The sequence below is a fragment of the Streptococcus mitis genome, from assembly GCF_016658865.1.
Lineage (GTDB): Bacteria > Bacillota > Bacilli > Lactobacillales > Streptococcaceae > Streptococcus > Streptococcus mitis_BT.
This window is the reverse complement of sequence record NZ_CP067992.1, coordinates 1,893,135-1,910,586: the sequence shown is the minus strand read 5'-3', so window position 1 is coordinate 1,910,586 and position 17,452 is coordinate 1,893,135. Positions and strand designations below refer to the sequence as shown.

Genomic DNA, 17,452 nt, shown 5'->3' with positions numbered 1-17,452 from the left:
ATCAGGCTTACTAGAAGGTCTTCCAGATTTGATCCGTGTGACGACTGTGACCTTGATTTCCCTTGTTGGGGAAACAGCCATGGCCGGTGCGGTTGGAGCTGGTGGTATCGGTAACGTGGCCATCGCTTATGGATTTAACCGCTACAATCATGATGTGACTATCTTGGCAACCATCATTATCATTTTGATTATCTTTGCAATCCAATTCTTGGGAGATTTCTTGACCAAGAAATTGAGCCATAAATAAAAAAGAGCCGTGTGGCTCTTTTTTAGTAATCAGATTTTCTGTGCCAATTTTTTACTCAATGCTTGTCCAATCAAGGCACCCACTAGGGCTCCGATGACAATACTTGCGATAAATAGAAGGATGGTTCCAGGGTTTGGCGCAACCATGATACGGTCGATATATTCTTGGGATTTTCCTCTTGCTAGGAGGGTAGCCATATAGGCTTTGGGTGCAATCCACATGATTAGAATTGGTCCTGATGTGCTAAAGGCAAAGAGTATGAAAGAAAGGAAATTCTTAGTTTGGTCCTTGTATTTTCCGAGGTTAGCTACTGCATCTGCTAGCAGGCCACAGATAATTCCAGGAAGGAAGGCACCGGCACCGTGTTTAGTTCCCAAGAAAAAGAGGGCGATGACAAGGCCGATAGTGGTAATGGCTCCAAAGCGCGGAACTTTTGCGACTAGGATCATATAGACGCTACCGCCGACAAGGGCAGTAAAGGCAGGCGCATAAAACATGTTTCCAGCTTGGTCAAAGAAATTGCCCAAAAGGACACCAATCCCCATGGAGAGGAAGTAAAGAACTGCAAAAAGCAGTGTAGTTAAGATAGATTTCTTCATGAATTGTCTCCTGATAATTTTTTCACAATTCTCATTTTACCATGGTTTGGTGGGATTGTAAATGGATAGTCTATGTTTTTGAAAACGCTTGAAATATGATATAATAGTTTCATAGTTATTTTTAGGAGGATATCATGGGGAGATTTTTAGACTTTGTCTTTAATCGTTTCTTTTTAGGGATGATTGCGACAGCCTTCTTTTGGCTATTAACTTTAGCAGGAGGGATTATCCTTGGTCTAGCGCCGGCTAGTGCCACCTTGATGAGCCTATATGCAGAACATGGTTATAGCTTTCGGGAATACAGTTTGAAGGAGGCGTGGTCTCTTTATAAGCAAAATTTCGTCTCAAGCAACCTGATTTTCTATAGCTTTTTAGGAGTGGATTTGGTTTTGGTCTATGGCCTGTATCTCTTGGTGCAATTGCCTCATCAGACTATTATTCATTTGATTGCGACCTTTTTGAATGTCCTAGTAGTTGCCCTGATCTTTTTGGCTTATACAGTATCTTTGAAATTACAAGTTTATTTTGACTTGTCCTATCGAAATAGTCTCAAACTATCCTTGATTGGCATCTTTATGAGTCTAGCAGCTGTGGCTAAGGTTCTTCTTGGAACTGTGCTACTTGTGGCAATTGGTTACTATATGCCTGCTCTTCTCTTCTTTGTAGGAATTGGGATGTGGCATTTCTTTATCAGTGATATGTTGGAACCGGTCTATGAAAGTATCCATGAAAAATTGGCGACAAAATAGAATGAAGCAGTTTTGGCTACATACGCTTCTGCGAACCTACAGTTCAGTTATGATCATTATTATTGCAAGTTTTGCAATCTTACTCTCATACGCTGATTGGGATTCACGGGAAAAGGAAGCTCAAAGAGTGGCCCAGCGTGTAACCACTCGAACAGTCGATGAGGTGGAGTATTATTATCGGGAGTCAGCCCAACTGGCGCAAGATTTAGTAGCCAATCAAGACCGTATACAAGGGGTTTATAAGTACTTTAGTCTATCAACATCTGAGTATTTTTATTGGCTGTTGGAGCATCAAGCGGCTTCTTCAATTTCTATTTCGCTGTATGAAAATATCGATGATCTTTATGTACAAAATGACTATATAACGGGTGTTGCAATCGTCTTACAGGATTTCAAAGATGTTTACGTGTCAACAAGGGATAAAAGAAGTGGGCATGTCTTGCCTGCTGAGGCTTTTAAACCGGAGGCCAATAGCTTTGGGATACCTGTTCTAGACCCGGCAACGGATCAATCTATAGGAGTGATATACATCTCCTTGGATCCAGAAGTTTTATATCATGCCATTGACAATACTCGAGGTCATATCCCGATGGCTGTGACTGTGACATCGCCTTTTGATACGGAGATTTTTCATATTGGTGAGAGGGTCAATAGGGAGCATGAGAACTGGTTTGTTGGTATGACTTCTCATGGATATCAGGTTCAGGTGGCAGTTCCTAAAAACTTTGTATTACAAGGAACAGTTGCCAGCTCTGCTTTGATTGTGGGCTTGAGTCTTCTCTTTATTGTCATTCTCTATCTGACTTTGAGGCAGACCTTTGCCAATTATCAAAAGCAGGTAGTGGATTTGGTGGATTCCATCCATGCTATTGCCCAAGGACAAGAAGGTCTTCGCATTGATACGCTTGAAAAGGATCAGGAATTGCTCCTAATCGCGGAGACGACCAATGATATGTTGGATCGATTAGAAAAGAATATACATGATATTTATCAGTTAGAGCTTAGTCAAAAAGATGCCAATATGCGGGCCTTGCAGGCGCAAATCAACCCTCACTTCATGTACAATACTCTGGAGTTCTTGCGCATGTATGCAGTTATGCAAAGTCAAGATGAGTTGGCAGATATCATTTATGAGTTCAGTAGCCTGTTGCGTAACAATATTTCCGACGAAAGAGAAACACTCCTCAAACAGGAATTAGAATTTTGCCGTAAATACAGCTATCTCTGCATGGTTCGCTATCCCAAGTCCATTGCCTATGGTTTCAAGATAGATCCAGAGTTAGAGAATATGAAGATTCCCAAGTTTACCTTGCAACCGCTAGTAGAAAATTATTTCGCGCATGGTGTTGACCACAGACGGACAGATAATGTGATTAGCATCAAGGCGCTTAAACAGGCTGGTTTTGTAGAAATTTTGGTGGTAGATAATGGCCGTGGAATGTCGACTGAAAAGCTGGTCGATATCCGAGAAAAGTTAAGGCAGAGACATTTTGAACACCAAGCCAGTTATAGTGAACAAAAGCAGTCTATCGGGATTGTCAATGTCCATGAGCGTTTTGTGCTCTATTTTGGGGATCGCTATGCCATTACTATAGAGTCTGCAGAACAAGCAGGTGTTCAGTATCGTATTACAATTCAAGATGAGTAGAAAGGGAGAAAATGTATAAAGTATTATTAGTAGATGATGAGTACATGGTGGCAGAAGGTCTGAAGCGTTTGATTCCCTTTGATAAGTGGGATATGGAGGTCGTCGCAACAGCCAGTCATGCCGATGAAGCCCTAGAATATGTGCAGGAAAATCCAGTAGATGTGATCATTTCCGATGTCAATATGCCCGACAAAACAGGGCTTGATATGATTCGGGAGATGAAAGAAATCTTACCAGATGCTGCCTATATCCTGCTCTCAGGTTATCAGGAGTTTGATTATGTAAAAAGAGCAATGAACCTTAGTGTGGTGGACTATCTGGTCAAACCTGTTGATAAGGTAGAGCTGGGAAATCTGCTGGAAAAGATTGCAGATCAGCTTGGCGAGAGAGGAAAGAAAAGTCAGACCCTCAGTCAAGATTTAGATGAGGCTGGATTTGTTAGTTATTTAGGGGATAAGGAGAATTGGTGGATAGGCCTATCCAAGGAAAAACAAGGTTCCTTCACCATTCCCTACTATGTCTTGGGTCAAGACTGGCAGATTTTCATTTCTGACCAACCCCTAGATGGTTTAGTCGTTACACCCTTTGAAGCCCCTTATCAAGAACACTTTGAACGCTGGAAGCTGAATGCTGAGAAAGCCCTCTTTTACGGTTCTGTAAATCTAAAACAGTCTGAGAGTCTCTTTGCCTATTACGAACCGATTTATAGGGTTATCATTCAGGGAAATCTCAATCAAATCGTAGAAGAGTTAAATCTCTTGGAGAAGGTGGTTCTTGAAAATACACCGCGTGTTCCGATTACCAAACAGCTTTTTATCCAGTTTGTTATGGATGTCTTTCATTTATTTGAACATCTCAAGGCTGATGATTTGACGGATATTGTCAAAACGATTCATGCTATTCAAACCTTCGATGAATTGGTTCCTTATATCAAGGAAACTCTGACTCGATTCTTTGGACAATATCGGATGAATGAAAATGTGGTTAGTGTGCTAGAAGTCATTGGGCGTGATTATCAGAAAGAACTTTCTCTCAAGGATATCAGTAAGGATCTCTTTATCAATCCTGTTTATCTGGGACAGTTGATTAAGCGTGAAACCAATTCGACCTTCGCAGAGTTACTAAATAAACAACGCATTAAGGCTGCCCAGCAGCTCTTGCTTTCAACTAGTGACAGTATTGAAGATATTTGTTATGCTGTTGGTTACAGTAATGTTGGATATTTCTATAAAGTGTTCCGAAAATTGTGCGGAAAATCGCCAAAAGCCTACCGAAAACAGGTGGAAACCACACTATAATATTTGTATCCCTTTACAAAAAGTGCTATAATATCGATAATAATATCAGGAGGTTCTATTATGAAAAAGAAACCAATCTATCTATGGGTATTACTGATTTTTTCAGCCTTACTCTCAGCAATGTCACTATTTGGAATCATATCTCCAGTACCTACTGCGGAGGGTATGAACAATCTAGAAACATCAGCATCAGGTGTTAATGCTACTTATGCTAAGGAGCTCGTTGCTTACACCATTAAGGTATCGGAGCATGGTCATTCTATCTTCAACATTCTCTTGGTTGTTTTATCTGTTATTCTGGTGGTTGTGTCTTTGGTTTTCCTTGTTCGTAAAAACATCCAATTGGCTAACTACACTTATCTTGCTTATGTCTTCGTTGCCATCGTTGGTTCTATCTACAACTTTATCGGCGTTCAGGATGCGGTTTTACTTTTTACAGACCCTAACATCCGTATGGGAGCGGAGCTTGGTGCCAAAGGTTCTGCTATTTTTGGGATCGTACTCAATGTTATCTTCCTAGCAATTGTCTTCTATAAAATGTGGCGTCAGCAAAAAGAATTGACAGAAACTCAAGAAGAGGAAGAACTTGCCTAAGAGTTGACAAAGCATAACTATCAAGATACAATCTTGGTAGTTATTTTTTATGATTTAAAAAAAGGAGGAGAACATGAAAAAAGTTTCCTTGGTCTACATCAGTCTGAGCGGAAATACGGAGAGTTTTGTGACGCGCTTGAAAGACTATCTCTTGTCCCAGTACGAGGGAATTGAGGTTCAAAAGATTCATATCAAGGATTTGGTCAAAGAAGGCCAAGATTTCTATGAAATGGACCATCCCTATGTTGCTTTTTTGCCGACTTACCTAGAAGGTGGGAATGGCGTGGATAACGGAGATGTCGAGATTTTGACGACACCAGTGGGAGATTTTATCGCCTATGGTGACAATGCTAGTAAGTGTTTTGGTGTGGTTGGTTCAGGAAATCGTAACTTTAATAACCAATACTGCCTGACAGCCAAGCAATATAGTCAACGTTTTGGCTTCCCTGTATTGGCTGATTTTGAAATGCGAGGTATGCTGGGAGATATCAAACGTGTCGCAGCTATTATCGCAGATTTGTATGAATTGGAAAGTTAAGCTGAAACCAATCTTTCAATCATTAGAAGAAAGAACTTATTATATCCCCCTCTATAGCAGAGATGAAAATTACCTACAAAATTTTTAATATAAATGTTATTTGCTATAGTTGGAAGATAAAAATTATGCCCTAAAAAAACCGAGAAGCTTTCTTCTCGGTTTTTGATTATTTCAATTGATCTGTAATGTCTTTTGATAGCAACATTCCTAGATGATAAGTTTTATTGATGTAAGCAATGACATCATTGATGTTTTCAGTCGTGTGAATTTTCTCTTTGATGTCAGACCTAAATGTTTCATCCTTTAAAAGTTGTTCTTGGTAGAGTTTTTGCAGTCTCTCCTTCTCGTACTTATTAAGCAGAAAAAGGAAAACCAAGCTAATCACAACGAGGATATAAGCATATTGGCTCATAGGATATCTCCCTGTATGATAAAGAAGTAGTAGTGAGTAGATTGAATTAGTGAGGCGCCTAACCAAATCACCATAGTTACGACGTCATGGCTCCTAAATCGATTATATTTAGGGGCTATGACTAGTGAAGCAGTTAGCTAGTCCGCATATAAGCGGCTAGCGTTTAACAATTAGGAACTTTAGTTCCAATAAATTTAAGATTACGACGTTTTAGGACATAAATCGATCATATTTATGTCTTAAAACTAGTGAAGCACCTAGCCAAATACCTGATAGGATTTGGCATTCGTTACTTAGACTACTTTACAATAAAGTGATTAAAAGATTACGACATGAGCCTAACCAAATCGATATTATTTGGTTAGGTGAATTAGTGAAGCAGTTAGCTAGTCCGCATATAAGCGTCTAGCAATTAGGAGCTTTAGTTCCAATAACTTTAAGGTTACGACGTTTTAGGACATAAATCGATCATATTTATGTCCTAAAACTAGTGAAGCGCCTAGCCAAAGTCCGAATAGGATTTGGCGTTAGTTACTTAGATTGCTCCGCAATCAAGTAACTTTGGCGATTTACATCTTCTCTGGCGCTTCTACTCCAAGCAAGCGAAGGGCTTCTTTGAGAACGACTGCTGTTGCATAGCTAAGGGCTAGACGGCTGTCGCGTTCTGAGCTTTCATCCAAGATGCGCGTATGTGCATAGTATTTGTTAAAGGCTTGAGCCAGGCTAATTGCAAATTTAGCAATGATAGAAGGCTCAAAGTTATCCGCAGCACGGTTGATAATACGTGGGAAGTCTTGGATGAGTTTGATGATTTCCCAGCTTTCAGCATCATTCAAGCTATAGTTGCCAGTTGTTTCTGGTTTGAAGTCTGCTTTGCGCAAGATAGATTGGATACGAGCGTAAGCGTATTGAACGTAAGGTCCAGTTTCACCCTCGAAGGATACCATAGCCTCTAAGTCGAAGTCGTATCCATTTGTACGGTCGGTCTTGAGGTCATAGAATTTAATGGCTCCAACTCCAACAGCATGTGCTACTTGGTTTTTATTTTCAAGTTCAGGATTTTTAGCTTCGATTTGGGCCTTAGCGCGACTAACAGCCTCTGCAACTGTAGGCTCTAGCAAGATAACATTTCCTTTACGAGTAGAAAGTTTTTTCCCTTCTTTTGTAACCAAACCAAAAGGAACGTGAGTGATGTCGTCACTCCAGTCGTAGCCCATCTCTTGTAAGACAGCCTTGAGTTGTTTAAAGTGGGCGGATTGCTCTTGACCAACGACGTAGATAGATTTGGCGAATTGGTATTCGTTTTTACGGTAAAGGGCTGCAGCCAAGTCACGTGTGATATAGAGAGTTGCACCATCAGATTTCTTGATAAGGGCTGGATGTTCAATTCCATATTTCTCAAGATTCACAACTTGGGCACCTTCTGATTCAACAAGTAGTCCTTTTTCAGAAAGAATGTCTACAACTGCATCCATCTTATCGTTGTAGAAGGCTTCTCCGTTGTAGCTGTCAAATTCAACCTTCAGTTCATTGTAAAGGCGGTTAAATTCCACTAAACTTTCATCACGGAACCATTGCCAAAGAGCGAGAGCTTCCTCGTCTCCATTTTCAAGTTTACGGAACCATTCGCGTGCTTCTTCATCCAAGCTAGGGTCATTTTCAGCTTCAGCGTTGATACGGACATAGAGTTTAAGAAGTTCATCAATTGGATGAGCCTTTACAGCTTCCTCGTCACCCCATTTTTTATAGGCAACAATCAACATCCCAAACTGTTTACCCCAGTCTCCCAAATGGTTGACTTTGACCGTTTGATAACCGATTTTTTGGAAAATATGTGATAAGCTATCTCCGATAACAGTCGAGCGTAGGTGACCAATAGAAAATGGTTTAGCGATATTGGGACTAGACATGTCGATAACAACATTTTCTTGTTTGCCAATAGTTTGGTCAGCATAGTGTTCTTTTTGAGTGATAACAGTTTGCAATACTTGAGCAGAAATGGCATTTTTATCAAGGAAAAAGTTGACGTAAGGTCCTGTTGCAACAACTTTTTCAAAGGCTTGGCTGTTAATTTTTTCAGCCAGTTCAGCCGCAATCATTTGAGGTGCTTTACGTTCGACTTTTGCAAGAGAAAAAGCAGGGAAAGCGATGTCTCCCATTTCTGAGTTTTTAGGGGTTTCCAGTAAATTTAAAATAGCCTCTTGGTCTAGGCTATCAATGACGCTAGCCAACTCGCTAGCAATCAATTCTTTTGTATTCATTAAGAGCTCCTTTTTGGACTTTTCTACTATTTTATCACAATTTTAAAGAAAGAAGAAAAAATTTTTGAAATCTCCTATTTTTTTGGTATAATATAGTTATAAAATTAGTTATAAATATGCATATAAGAGGATTTTATGAGAAAAAGAGATCGTCATCAGTTAATAAAAAAAATGATTACTGAGGAGAAATTAAGTACACAAAAAGAAATTCAAGATCGGTTGGAGGCGCACAATGTTTTTGTAACGCAGACAACCCTGTCTCGTGATTTGCGCGAAATCGGCTTGACCAAGGTCAAGAAAAATGATATGGTGTATTATGTACTAGCAAATGAGACAGAAAAGATTGATTTGGTTGAGTTTTTGTCTCATCATTTAGAAGGTGTTGCAAGAGCAGAGTTTACCTTGGTGCTTCATACCAAATTGGGAGAAGCCTCTGTTTTGGCAAATATTGTAGATGCAAACAAGGATGAATGGATTTTAGGAACAGTTGCTGGTGCCAATACCTTATTGGTCATTTGTCGAGATCAGCACGTTGCCAAACTCATGGAAGATCGTTTGCTAGATTTGATGAAAGATAAGTAAGGTCTTGGGAGTTGCTCTCAAGACTTATTTTTGACAAGGAGAGACGGAAAATGGCGACAGAAAAGCTATCACCCGGCATGCAACAGTATGTGGATATTAAAAAGCAATATCCAGATGCTTTTTTGCTCTTTCGGATGGGTGATTTTTATGAATTGTTTTATGAGGATGCGGTCAATGCTGCGCAGATTCTGGAAATTTCCTTAACGAGTCGCAACAAGAATGCGGATAACCCGATTCCTATGGCGGGGGTTCCTTATCATTCTGCCCAACAGTACATCGATGTCTTGATTGAGCAGGGCTATAAGGTAGCCATTGCTGAACAGATGGAAGATCCTAAACAAGCAGTTGGGGTTGTAAAACGAGAGGTTGTTCAGGTTATTACGCCAGGGACAGTAGTCGATAGCAGTAAGCCGGATAGTCAGAATAATTTTTTGGTTGCCATAGACCGCGAAGGCAATCAATTCGGCCTAGCTTATATGGACCTGGTGACGGGTGACTTTTATGTGACAGGTCTTTTGGATTTTACGCTTGTTTGTGGGGAAATCCGCAATCTCAAGGCTCGAGAAGTGGTGCTGGGTTATGACTTGTCTGAGGAAGAGGAACAAATTCTCAGTCGTCAGATGAATCTGGTGCTTTCCTATGAAAAAGAAGGCTTTGAGGACCTTCATTTACTGGATTCACGATTGGCAACTGTGGAGCAAGCGGCCTCTAGTAAGCTCCTCCAGTATGTCCATCGAACCCAGATGAGGGAATTGAACCACCTCAAGCCTGTTATCCGCTATGAAATCAAAGATTACTTGCAGATGGATTATGCGACCAAGGCTAGTCTGGATCTGGTTGAGAATGCTCGGTCAGGCAAGAAGCAAGGCAGTCTTTTCTGGCTTTTGGATGAAACCAAAACAGCTATGGGTATGCGGCTCTTGCGTTCTTGGATTCATCGTCCTTTGATTGATAAGGAACGAATCGTCCAACGCCAAGAAGTGGTGCAGGTCTTTCTCGACCATTTCTTTGAGCGTAGTGATTTGACAGACAGTCTCAAGGGAGTTTATGATATCGAACGCTTGGCTAGTCGGGTTTCTTTTGGCAAAACCAATCCCAAGGATCTCTTGCAGTTGGCGACCACCTTGTCCAGTGTGCCACGGATTCGTGCGATTTTAGAAGGGATGGAGCAACCTGCTCTGGCTTATCTTATCGAACAATTAGATGGAATCCCTGAGTTGGAGAGTTTGATTAGCGCAGCGATTGCTCCTGAAGCTCCTCATGTGATTACGGAAGGTGGCATTATCCGCACTGGATTTGATGAAACCTTAGACAAGTACCGTCGTGTGCTCAGAGAAGGGACTGGTTGGATTGCTGAGATTGAGGCTAAGGAACGCGAAAACTCTGGTATCAGCACGCTTAAGATTGACTACAATAAAAAGGATGGCTACTATTTCCATGTAACCAATTCACAACTGGGAAATGTGCCAGCTCACTTTTTCCGCAAGGCAACGCTGAAAAACTCGGAACGTTTTGGAACTGAGGAATTAGCGCGTATCGAGGGAGATATGCTGGAGGCGCGTGAGAAGTCAGCCAACCTAGAGTATGAAATCTTTATGCGTATCCGTGAGGAAGTCAGCAAGTACATTCAGCGTTTGCAGGCTCTAGCTCAAGGGATTGCGACAGTTGATGTCTTACAAAGCTTGGCAGTTGTAGCTGAAACCCAGCATTTGATTCGACCAGAGTTCGGAGACGATTCGCAGATCGATATCCAGAAAGGGCGCCATGCTGTCGTTGAAAAGGTTATGGGGGCTCAGACCTATATTCCAAATACGATTCAGATGGCAGAAGATAGCAGTATTCAACTGATTACAGGGCCAAACATGAGTGGGAAGTCAACCTACATGCGTCAGTTAGCCATGACGGCGGTGATGGCCCAGCTGGGTTCTTATGTGCCAGCAGAAAGCGCCCATTTGCCGATTTTTGATGCGATTTTTACCCGTATCGGAGCAGCCGATGATTTGGTTTCAGGTCAGTCAACCTTTATGGTGGAGATGATGGAGGCCAACAATGCCATTTCGCATGCGACTAAGAATTCTTTGATTCTCTTTGATGAGTTAGGTCGGGGAACTGCTACTTATGACGGGATGGCTATTGCACAGTCCATTATTGAATACATCCATGAGCATATCGGAGCCAAGACTCTCTTTGCGACCCACTACCATGAGTTGACCAGTCTAGAGTCTAGCTTGGAACACTTGGTCAATGTCCACGTGGCAACCTTGGAGCAGGATGGGCAGGTTACCTTCCTTCACAAGATTGAACCAGGTCCAGCTGATAAGTCCTATGGTATCCATGTTGCCAAGATTGCTGGTTTGCCAGCAGACCTTTTAACAAGGGCGGATAAGATTTTGACCCAACTGGAGAGTCAGGGGACAGAAAGTCCTGCTCCAATGAGGCAAACAAGTGCTGTCACTGAACAGATTTCACTCTTTGATACGGCAGAAGAGCATCCTGTCCTAGCAGAATTGTCTAAACTGGATGTTTACAATATGACACCTATGCAGGCTATGAATGTCTTGGTTGAGTTAAAACAAAAACTATAAAAATAATCCCACTCATGCATTTGTGAGTGGGATTATTGCTATTACTTTCTATGCTCCAAGAGTTGATTGATGTGGTCTACTTTTCTAGCTTCTCTTTTATAGGAAATGGTCCAAATGATGAGATAGACAATCGCAAACTCGATAATGAGCTGGAGATAGAAGATCCAGTGGAAGGGAAACCAACCAGCCAGAGTTGCTAGTGGGACAAAGCCAGCCAGCATAAGGAAGAAATGAGTCAGAGTGGCACGGAGCATGCTCCAGTCACGGCTGAATAATCGCTTGCCAAAGTTGAATAGAATACCAATGGCTGCCCAGATCAGTGTACAGTAGAGCAAGACCAAGGCACCGTGAACCTGATGTTGAAGCATGACTTGTCCGACTAGAGATTCAGGGCTAAGTGGGGCATAAGTACTCGGTGCATAAATGAGTGAAAAGATGATAGAGAGGATGAGGCCGATGAGGACACCAGCAGCTGCGTCGTGAAAGATTTGTTTTTTCATAGTTCTAATTTCTCCTTGATGGTTTTTAGGTAACGGCGTGAAGAGTAGGTGAAGCTTTCATTCTTCAAGAAAATTTCAACTAGACCGTTGGGGGTGAGCTTGAGGTGAGAGATGGAGTCGATATTGATGATTTCTGACTGGGAAATTTGGATAAAATTGCTTGGCAAGAGTTCAAGAACCTGATAGAGCCGTAAATCAACGCTGTATGTCTGAGATGCAGTTTCTGCTAGAACCTTTCGATTTTCTATATAGAAGCGCTGAATCTTGCCAATTTCAACTAGATAGACCTGATCTTCGATTTTCCCTTTGATTTTTTCTTTTTGATCCAGATTTTCTGCGAACTCGATGACTTTTTGGACTTTTTCGGTCTCTTGAGGTGCTTGGACAATCAGTTTTTCCTCCTCGTAAGACTCGCTAATCTGTAGTTCTACTTTCATAAATTTCTCTCCTTTTCAGTTATACAAGGTTGTGATCACTTCCTGTATATCTTTATTAAACACTATTTTATAGCCTATGGCAAGGGACTTTGTCTATGTGGGAGGATTTGGCTTCTATATGGTGGAGCTTTTCTGTCCTGTCTGAAATATGGTATAATAGCACTATCAATTTCTAGGAAAACAGATACAGAAAGGGGCTGAAAGATGTCTCATATTATTGAATTACCAGAGGTGCTGGCAAACCAGATTGCGGCTGGAGAGGTTATCGAGCGTCCAGCTAGCGTTGTTAAGGAGCTGGTAGAAAATGCCATTGACGCGGGTTCTAGTCAGATTATCATTGAGATTGAGGAAGCTGGTCTCAAGAAGATTCAAATCACAGATAATGGTCATGGAATTGCCCACGATGAGGTGGAGTTAGCCCTTCGTCGTCATGCGACCAGTAAGATAAAAAATCAAGCGGATCTTTTTCGGATTCGTACTTTGGGTTTTCGTGGTGAAGCCCTGCCCTCTATCGCATCCGTCAGCGTTTTAACTCTTTTGACAGCAGTTGAGGGCGCAAGTCACGGGACCAAGCTGGTCGCGCGTGGGGGAGAAGTAGAGGAAATCATCCCAGCGACCAGTCCTGTGGGAACCAAGGTTTGTGTGGAGGACCTTTTTTTCAACACGCCTGCCCGCCTCAAGTATATGAAGAGCCAGCAAGCAGAGTTGTCTCATATCATTGATATTGTCAACCGTCTGGGTTTGGCCCATCCTGAGATTTCTTTTAGTTTGATTAGTGATGGTAAGGAAATGACACGAACAGCGGGAACAGGTCAATTGCGCCAAGCTATCGCAGGGATTTACGGTTTGGTGAGTGCCAAGAAGATGATTGAAATTGAGAATTCTGACCTTGATTTCGAAATTTCTGGCTTTGTATCCTTGCCTGAGTTAACTAGAGCCAATCGTAATTATATCAGTCTCTTCATCAATGGCCGTTATATCAAGAACTTCCTACTCAATCGTGCTATTTTGGATGGTTACGGAAGCAAGCTCATGGTAGGCCGTTTTCCGCTGGCTGTCATTCACATCCATATCGATCCTTATCTAGCGGATGTCAATGTGCATCCAACCAAGCAAGAGGTGCGGATTTCCAAGGAAAAAGAACTGATGACCCTGGTTTCAGAAGCAATTGCAAATAGTCTCAAGGAACAAACCTTGATTCCAGATGCCTTGGAAAATCTTGCCAAATCGACTGTGCGCAATCGTGAGAAGGTGGAGCAGACCATTCTCCCGCTTAAAGAAAATACCCTCTACTATGAGAAAAGTGAGCCGACAAGACCTAGTCAAGCTGAGGTGGCTGATTATCAGGTTGAATTAACTGATGAAGGACAGGATTTAACCCTGTTTGCCAAAGAAACCTTGGACCAATTGACTAAGCCAGCAAAATTGCATTTTGCAGAGAGAAAACCTGCTAACTATGACCAATTAGACCATCCAGAGTTAGATCTAGCTAGCCTCGATAAGGCTTATGATAAGCTAGAGCGAGAAGAATCTTCAAGTTTCCCAGAGTTGGAATTTTTCGGGCAAATGCACGGGACTTATCTCTTTGCCCAAGGACGAGATGGGCTCTACATCATAGACCAACATGCAGCTCAGGAACGGGTCAAGTATGAGGAATATCGTGAAAGCATTGGCAATGTTGACCAGAGCCAGCAGCAACTCCTAGTGCCCTATATCTTTGAATTTCCAGCGGATGATGCCCTTCGTCTCAAGGAAAGAATGCCTCTTTTAGAGGAAGTTGGGGTCTTTCTAGCAGAGTACGGGGAAAATCAATTCATCCTACGTGAACATCCTATTTGGATGGCAGAGGAGGAAATCGAGTCAGGCATCTATGAAATGTGCGACATGCTCCTCTTGACCAAGGAGGTTTCTATCAAGAAATACCGTGCAGAGTTGGCTATTATGATGTCCTGCAAACGGTCTATCAAGGCCAACCATCGTATTGACGATCATTCGGCTAGACAGCTTCTTTATCAACTTTCTAAATGTGACAATCCCTATAACTGTCCTCACGGACGTCCTGTTTTGGTGCATTTTACCAAGTCAGATATGGAAAAGATGTTCCGACGCATTCAGGAAAATCATACCAGTCTTCGTGAGTTGGGGAAATATTAAACGAATACGCTTTGAAAATCTCTTCAAACTAGGTCAGCTCTATCTGCAATATCAAAGCTGTGCTTTGAGAAACCTGCGGCTAGCTTTCTAGTTTGCTTTTGATTTTCATTGAGCACAAAAGGAAAACTATGTACGAATATTTAAAAGGAATCATTACTAAAATCACTGCTAAATACATTGTTCTTGAAGTCAACGGTATCGGTTATATCCTGCATGTGGCCAATCCCTATGCCTACTCAGGACAAGTCAACCAAGAAGCTCAGATTTATGTGCATCAGGTCGTGCGTGAGGATGCTCAGCTGCTTTATGGATTTCGCTCAGAAGATGAGAAGAAGCTCTTTCTCAGTCTGATTTCGGTCTCTGGGATTGGTCCGGTGTCAGCTCTTGCTATTATCGCTGCCGATGACAATGCTGGTTTGGTTCAAGCCATCGAAACCAAGAACATCACCTACTTGACCAAGTTCCCTAAAATTGGCAAGAAAACAGCCCAGCAGATGGTGCTGGACTTGGAAGGCAAGGTAGTAGTTGCTGGAGATGACCTTCCTGCTAAGGTGGCAGTGCAAGCTAGCGCTGAAAACCAAGAATTGGAAGAAGCTATGGAAGCCATGTTGGCACTGGGCTACAAGGCAACTGAGCTTAAGAAAATCAAGAAATTCTTTGAAGGAACGACAGATACAGCTGAGAACTATATCAAGTCAGCCCTTAAAATGTTAGTCAAATAGGAGCAGAGCATGACAAAACGTTGTTCGTGGGTCAAGATGACCAATCCTCTCTATATCGCCTATCATGATGAGGAGTGGGGCCAGCCCCTCCATGATGACCAAGCATTGTTTGAGTTATTGTGCATGGAAACCTATCAGGCAGGCCTGTCTTGGGAAACGGTGCTCAACAAACGCCAAGCTTTCCGAGAAGCATTTCATGGCTATCAAATTCAAGCGGTGGTAGACATGACCGACACCGAGTTGGAGGCCTTGCTGGAGAATTCAGCCATCATTCGGAATAGAGCCAAGATTTTTGCTACACGCGCTAACGCCAAAGCATTTTTACGACTACAGGAAGAATATGGCTCTTTTGATGCCTATCTTTGGTCTTTTGTTGAGGGGAAAACTATCGTGAACGATGTTCCCGATTACCGCCAAGCCCCTGCTAAAACAACTTTGTCTGAAAAATTAGCCAAAGACCTCAAAAAACGAGGTTTCAAGTTCACAGGCCCAGTCGCTGTCTTGTCTTTTCTACAAGCAGCAGGGCTAGTTGATGACCATGAGAATGATTGTGAGTGGAAAAGCGGTCACTAGTGTGTACAGGTAACTAGCATATCTGAGAATATAGAAAAAAGCTGAGAAATTCTTCCCAGCTTTTTATATATACTAGTATATTTGTTAGAGTGAAGTCAGAAAAGTGATTCCACCTAAAATAACACCAGCTGAATTTGGAATGATTAGTATCCAATCCTTCTTAGGTTCCTTTGTCCATCCATAAATAACCCAGATTAAGCAAGATATTGCAGCTGATAAAGGTTGAAATGGTTGAGCTTTATTTCCTTGTAAATTAGCGATAATTTGAGGTATGTAGGCAATAAATACTATAATTCCAATAAAGGCACCAATAGAACCTACGATTCGATTAATTTTTTGTTTTGTCATATACACCTCCTTCAAAAGGATACCATAGAAATTAGCGAAATGCAATAAATTCAGATACAAATTGTAACGAAAACCAATACAAAAGCACAAAAATAGAGAAACTATTTATTTTTTGTTATAGTCAAAGCGAATGATTTGCTCCTTTGCATCTACAGAGGCGTGAACGCCAAAGGGAACAATGGCTCTTGGAGTTGCGTGGCCGACATTCAGATTATAGACAATCGGGATATTGCTGTCAATGATATCCAATAGTGCCTCTTTATAGTCGTCATAGAAAGTTTCATCCATAGGTTTCCCGACCAAGAGTCCGCTGATGACCTCGAATATTCCAGTTTCCTTTAAAGTCTGCAACATCTTTTTGAAATCTTCTGGCTCAGGCTTTTCTTCGCTTGTTTCTAGCAAGAGGATTTTTCCTTCCCAGTCTGACAAGTCAGGGAAAAGTTTGTACTCATGGCAGAGGTTCGTGCTATCTGCGTATCGAGAATTGTCAAAGATATCGTAGAGAGATTCGAGGCAACCACCGAGGATTTCTCCATCGAACTGGGCATTTCCTTGCAACAGCTCAAAACCAGTATTTTCATGACTGACACGAGGTGTTCCTAGAGCCTTGGGACTGAAGTCGGTTCGTTCCTCATACCAAACGTGACTAGGGCGGATTTCTGAGATTCTTCCAGTCTCAATCAATTCTTTAAAGTAGTGAAAGCTATAGGGCAACATCTCCTTGTCCAATTCACAAATGTCTGCTAAAAAGGATTGACCATAAAAAGTTTTAACACCTAGTTTATGCAACATGAGATGGTTCATGGTTGTATCTGAGAAACCAAGAAAAATCTTTTGTTTGATAGCTTTTTCTAGTTGGTCATTTTCAAAAAGGTAGGGCAACAAACGATAGGTATCATCCCCACCGATGGCACATAGGATCATTTCGATGCTATCATCAGAAAAGGCCTGCATCAAATCCTCTGCACGCGCTTCGGGATGGTCCTTGATAAAGTCTAAGCCTTTTAACGAATGGGGCAAAAAGATAGGATTAAGTCCCAGATCCTTGAGACGTTGGACACCCAAGTCCACTTCGTGTTTGACAAAATTCTCTCCGAGAATGCCACTAGACAAACTAACAATACCAATAGTAGAAACCATATCTCATCCTCCTAGAAATAGATTGAGCCTATTTTATCACAAAAGATAAGAGAAAGCTATGTGGG

Annotated in this window: 17 protein-coding genes and 1 pseudogene; 11 read left to right on the top strand and 7 right to left on the bottom strand. The window is 41.8% G+C overall.

The features are described from left to right. Positions 1 to 7: 7 nt before the first annotated feature. Positions 8 to 247: pseudogene (locus JJN14_RS09415) on the top strand (ABC transporter permease); the annotation flags it as partial. A gap of 29 nt (positions 248 to 276) precedes the next feature. Here JJN14_RS09415 and JJN14_RS09410 read toward each other — a convergent pair. Next, the gene (locus JJN14_RS09410; RefSeq protein ID WP_201058513.1) at positions 277 to 846 is read right to left on the bottom strand and encodes an MptD family putative ECF transporter S component; all 570 of its coding nucleotides are present in this window, start codon (positions 844 to 846) and stop codon (positions 277 to 279) included. Between the two features lie 134 nt (positions 847 to 980). On the opposite strand from JJN14_RS09410, the gene JJN14_RS09405 reads away from it, so the two are divergent. From JJN14_RS09405 to nrdI, 5 genes are all read left to right on the top strand, one after another. Next, the gene (locus tag JJN14_RS09405; protein ID WP_000532348.1) at positions 981 to 1,595 is read left to right on the top strand and encodes a YesL family protein; all 615 of its coding nucleotides are present in this window, start codon (positions 981 to 983) and stop codon (positions 1,593 to 1,595) included. Beyond that, positions 1,573 to 3,243: a sensor histidine kinase gene (locus JJN14_RS09400; protein ID WP_322107886.1), complete on the top strand. Its 1,671-nt coding sequence runs from the start codon at positions 1,573 to 1,575 to the stop codon at positions 3,241 to 3,243. The genes JJN14_RS09405 and JJN14_RS09400 overlap by 23 nt, the downstream gene beginning before the upstream one ends. Positions 3,244 to 3,254: 11 nt before the next feature. After that, entirely contained in the window at positions 3,255 to 4,541 is a 1,287-nt protein-coding gene (locus JJN14_RS09395; protein WP_201058512.1) for a response regulator transcription factor, read from the top strand. Between the two features lie 60 nt (positions 4,542 to 4,601). Further along, positions 4,602 to 5,135, top strand: coding sequence for a hypothetical protein (locus tag JJN14_RS09390; RefSeq protein ID WP_049487383.1), 534 nt, complete (start codon positions 4,602 to 4,604; stop codon positions 5,133 to 5,135). Between the two features lie 73 nt (positions 5,136 to 5,208). Continuing rightward, on the top strand, positions 5,209 to 5,673 hold the full coding sequence (nrdI, locus tag JJN14_RS09385) for a class Ib ribonucleoside-diphosphate reductase assembly flavoprotein NrdI (protein WP_020901834.1): 465 nt from the start codon (positions 5,209 to 5,211) through the stop codon (positions 5,671 to 5,673). A 166-nt stretch (positions 5,674 to 5,839) separates the two neighbouring features. Here the strand turns inward: nrdI and JJN14_RS09380 are convergent, their stop codons facing one another. Both JJN14_RS09380 and argS read right to left on the bottom strand, forming a co-directional pair. After that, positions 5,840 to 6,085, bottom strand: coding sequence for a hypothetical protein (locus JJN14_RS09380; RefSeq protein WP_042751768.1), 246 nt, complete (start codon positions 6,083 to 6,085; stop codon positions 5,840 to 5,842). A 569-nt stretch (positions 6,086 to 6,654) separates the two neighbouring features. Further along, complete coding sequence (gene argS / locus JJN14_RS09375; protein WP_201058511.1) at positions 6,655 to 8,346, bottom strand: arginine--tRNA ligase; 1,692 nt, start codon at positions 8,344 to 8,346, stop codon at positions 6,655 to 6,657. Between the two features lie 135 nt (positions 8,347 to 8,481). On the opposite strand from argS, the gene argR reads away from it, so the two are divergent. Continuing rightward, complete coding sequence (argR, locus tag JJN14_RS09370) at positions 8,482 to 8,928, top strand: arginine repressor (RefSeq protein WP_001231476.1); 447 nt, start codon at positions 8,482 to 8,484, stop codon at positions 8,926 to 8,928. Between the two features lie 50 nt (positions 8,929 to 8,978). Continuing rightward, the gene (gene mutS, locus JJN14_RS09365) at positions 8,979 to 11,513 is read left to right on the top strand and encodes a DNA mismatch repair protein MutS (RefSeq protein ID WP_201058510.1); all 2,535 of its coding nucleotides are present in this window, start codon (positions 8,979 to 8,981) and stop codon (positions 11,511 to 11,513) included. Positions 11,514 to 11,554: 41 nt separating this feature from the next. Here the strand turns inward: mutS and JJN14_RS09360 are convergent, their stop codons facing one another. Together JJN14_RS09360 and JJN14_RS09355 are read right to left on the bottom strand one after the other, a co-directional pair. Next, positions 11,555 to 12,013 carry a DUF3021 domain-containing protein gene (locus JJN14_RS09360; protein ID WP_201058509.1) on the bottom strand — a complete coding sequence of 153 codons (459 nt, stop codon included), beginning with the start codon at positions 12,011 to 12,013 and terminating at the stop codon, positions 11,555 to 11,557. Further along, complete coding sequence (locus JJN14_RS09355) at positions 12,010 to 12,450, bottom strand: LytTR family DNA-binding domain-containing protein (RefSeq protein ID WP_201058508.1); 441 nt, start codon at positions 12,448 to 12,450, stop codon at positions 12,010 to 12,012. The genes JJN14_RS09360 and JJN14_RS09355 overlap by 4 nt, the downstream gene beginning before the upstream one ends. Positions 12,451 to 12,654: 204 nt before the next feature. Between JJN14_RS09355 and mutL the strand changes: the two genes are divergently transcribed. The 3 genes from mutL (at position 12,655) to JJN14_RS09340 (ending at position 15,899) form a co-directional block, all read left to right on the top strand. Further along, on the top strand, positions 12,655 to 14,604 hold the full coding sequence (gene mutL / locus JJN14_RS09350; RefSeq protein ID WP_201058507.1) for a DNA mismatch repair endonuclease MutL: 1,950 nt from the start codon (positions 12,655 to 12,657) through the stop codon (positions 14,602 to 14,604). Positions 14,605 to 14,732: 128 nt separating this feature from the next. Continuing rightward, complete coding sequence (gene ruvA, locus JJN14_RS09345) at positions 14,733 to 15,326, top strand: Holliday junction branch migration protein RuvA (protein ID WP_084862868.1); 594 nt, start codon at positions 14,733 to 14,735, stop codon at positions 15,324 to 15,326. Positions 15,327 to 15,335: 9 nt separating this feature from the next. Next, the gene (locus tag JJN14_RS09340; RefSeq protein ID WP_201058506.1) at positions 15,336 to 15,899 is read left to right on the top strand and encodes a DNA-3-methyladenine glycosylase I; all 564 of its coding nucleotides are present in this window, start codon (positions 15,336 to 15,338) and stop codon (positions 15,897 to 15,899) included. 84 nt (positions 15,900 to 15,983) lie between these two features. On the opposite strand, the gene JJN14_RS09335 is transcribed toward JJN14_RS09340, so the two are convergent. Together JJN14_RS09335 and JJN14_RS09330 are read right to left on the bottom strand one after the other, a co-directional pair. Beyond that, complete coding sequence (locus JJN14_RS09335; protein WP_000166114.1) at positions 15,984 to 16,247, bottom strand: SemiSWEET family transporter; 264 nt, start codon at positions 16,245 to 16,247, stop codon at positions 15,984 to 15,986. Between the two features lie 105 nt (positions 16,248 to 16,352). Further along, the gene (locus tag JJN14_RS09330; protein WP_201058505.1) at positions 16,353 to 17,387 is read right to left on the bottom strand and encodes a S66 family peptidase; all 1,035 of its coding nucleotides are present in this window, start codon (positions 17,385 to 17,387) and stop codon (positions 16,353 to 16,355) included. Between the last annotated feature and the right edge of the window lie 65 nt (positions 17,388 to 17,452).

Coding starts and splice junctions, on each gene's coding strand:
- JJN14_RS09330 (WP_201058505.1), bottom strand. CDS start 17,387: ATGGTTTCTACTATTGGTATTGTTAGTTTGTCTAGTGGCATTCTCGGA.
- JJN14_RS09395 (WP_201058512.1), top strand. CDS start 3,255: ATGTATAAAGTATTATTAGTAGATGATGAGTACATGGTGGCAGAAGGT.
- JJN14_RS09360 (WP_201058509.1), bottom strand. CDS start 12,013: ATGAAAAAACAAATCTTTCACGACGCAGCTGCTGGTGTCCTCATCGGC.
- JJN14_RS09340 (WP_201058506.1), top strand. CDS start 15,336: ATGACAAAACGTTGTTCGTGGGTCAAGATGACCAATCCTCTCTATATC.
- nrdI (WP_020901834.1), top strand. CDS start 5,209: ATGAAAAAAGTTTCCTTGGTCTACATCAGTCTGAGCGGAAATACGGAG.
- ruvA (WP_084862868.1), top strand. CDS start 14,733: ATGTACGAATATTTAAAAGGAATCATTACTAAAATCACTGCTAAATAC.
- JJN14_RS09405 (WP_000532348.1), top strand. CDS start 981: ATGGGGAGATTTTTAGACTTTGTCTTTAATCGTTTCTTTTTAGGGATG.
- JJN14_RS09335 (WP_000166114.1), bottom strand. CDS start 16,247: ATGACAAAACAAAAAATTAATCGAATCGTAGGTTCTATTGGTGCCTTT.
- JJN14_RS09400 (WP_322107886.1), top strand. CDS start 1,573: ATGAAAAATTGGCGACAAAATAGAATGAAGCAGTTTTGGCTACATACG.
- mutS (WP_201058510.1), top strand. CDS start 8,979: ATGGCGACAGAAAAGCTATCACCCGGCATGCAACAGTATGTGGATATT.
- JJN14_RS09355 (WP_201058508.1), bottom strand. CDS start 12,450: ATGAAAGTAGAACTACAGATTAGCGAGTCTTACGAGGAGGAAAAACTG.
- JJN14_RS09380 (WP_042751768.1), bottom strand. CDS start 6,085: ATGAGCCAATATGCTTATATCCTCGTTGTGATTAGCTTGGTTTTCCTT.
- JJN14_RS09410 (WP_201058513.1), bottom strand. CDS start 846: ATGAAGAAATCTATCTTAACTACACTGCTTTTTGCAGTTCTTTACTTC.
- JJN14_RS09390 (WP_049487383.1), top strand. CDS start 4,602: ATGAAAAAGAAACCAATCTATCTATGGGTATTACTGATTTTTTCAGCC.
- argR (WP_001231476.1), top strand. CDS start 8,482: ATGAGAAAAAGAGATCGTCATCAGTTAATAAAAAAAATGATTACTGAG.
- mutL (WP_201058507.1), top strand. CDS start 12,655: ATGTCTCATATTATTGAATTACCAGAGGTGCTGGCAAACCAGATTGCG.
- argS (WP_201058511.1), bottom strand. CDS start 8,346: ATGAATACAAAAGAATTGATTGCTAGCGAGTTGGCTAGCGTCATTGAT.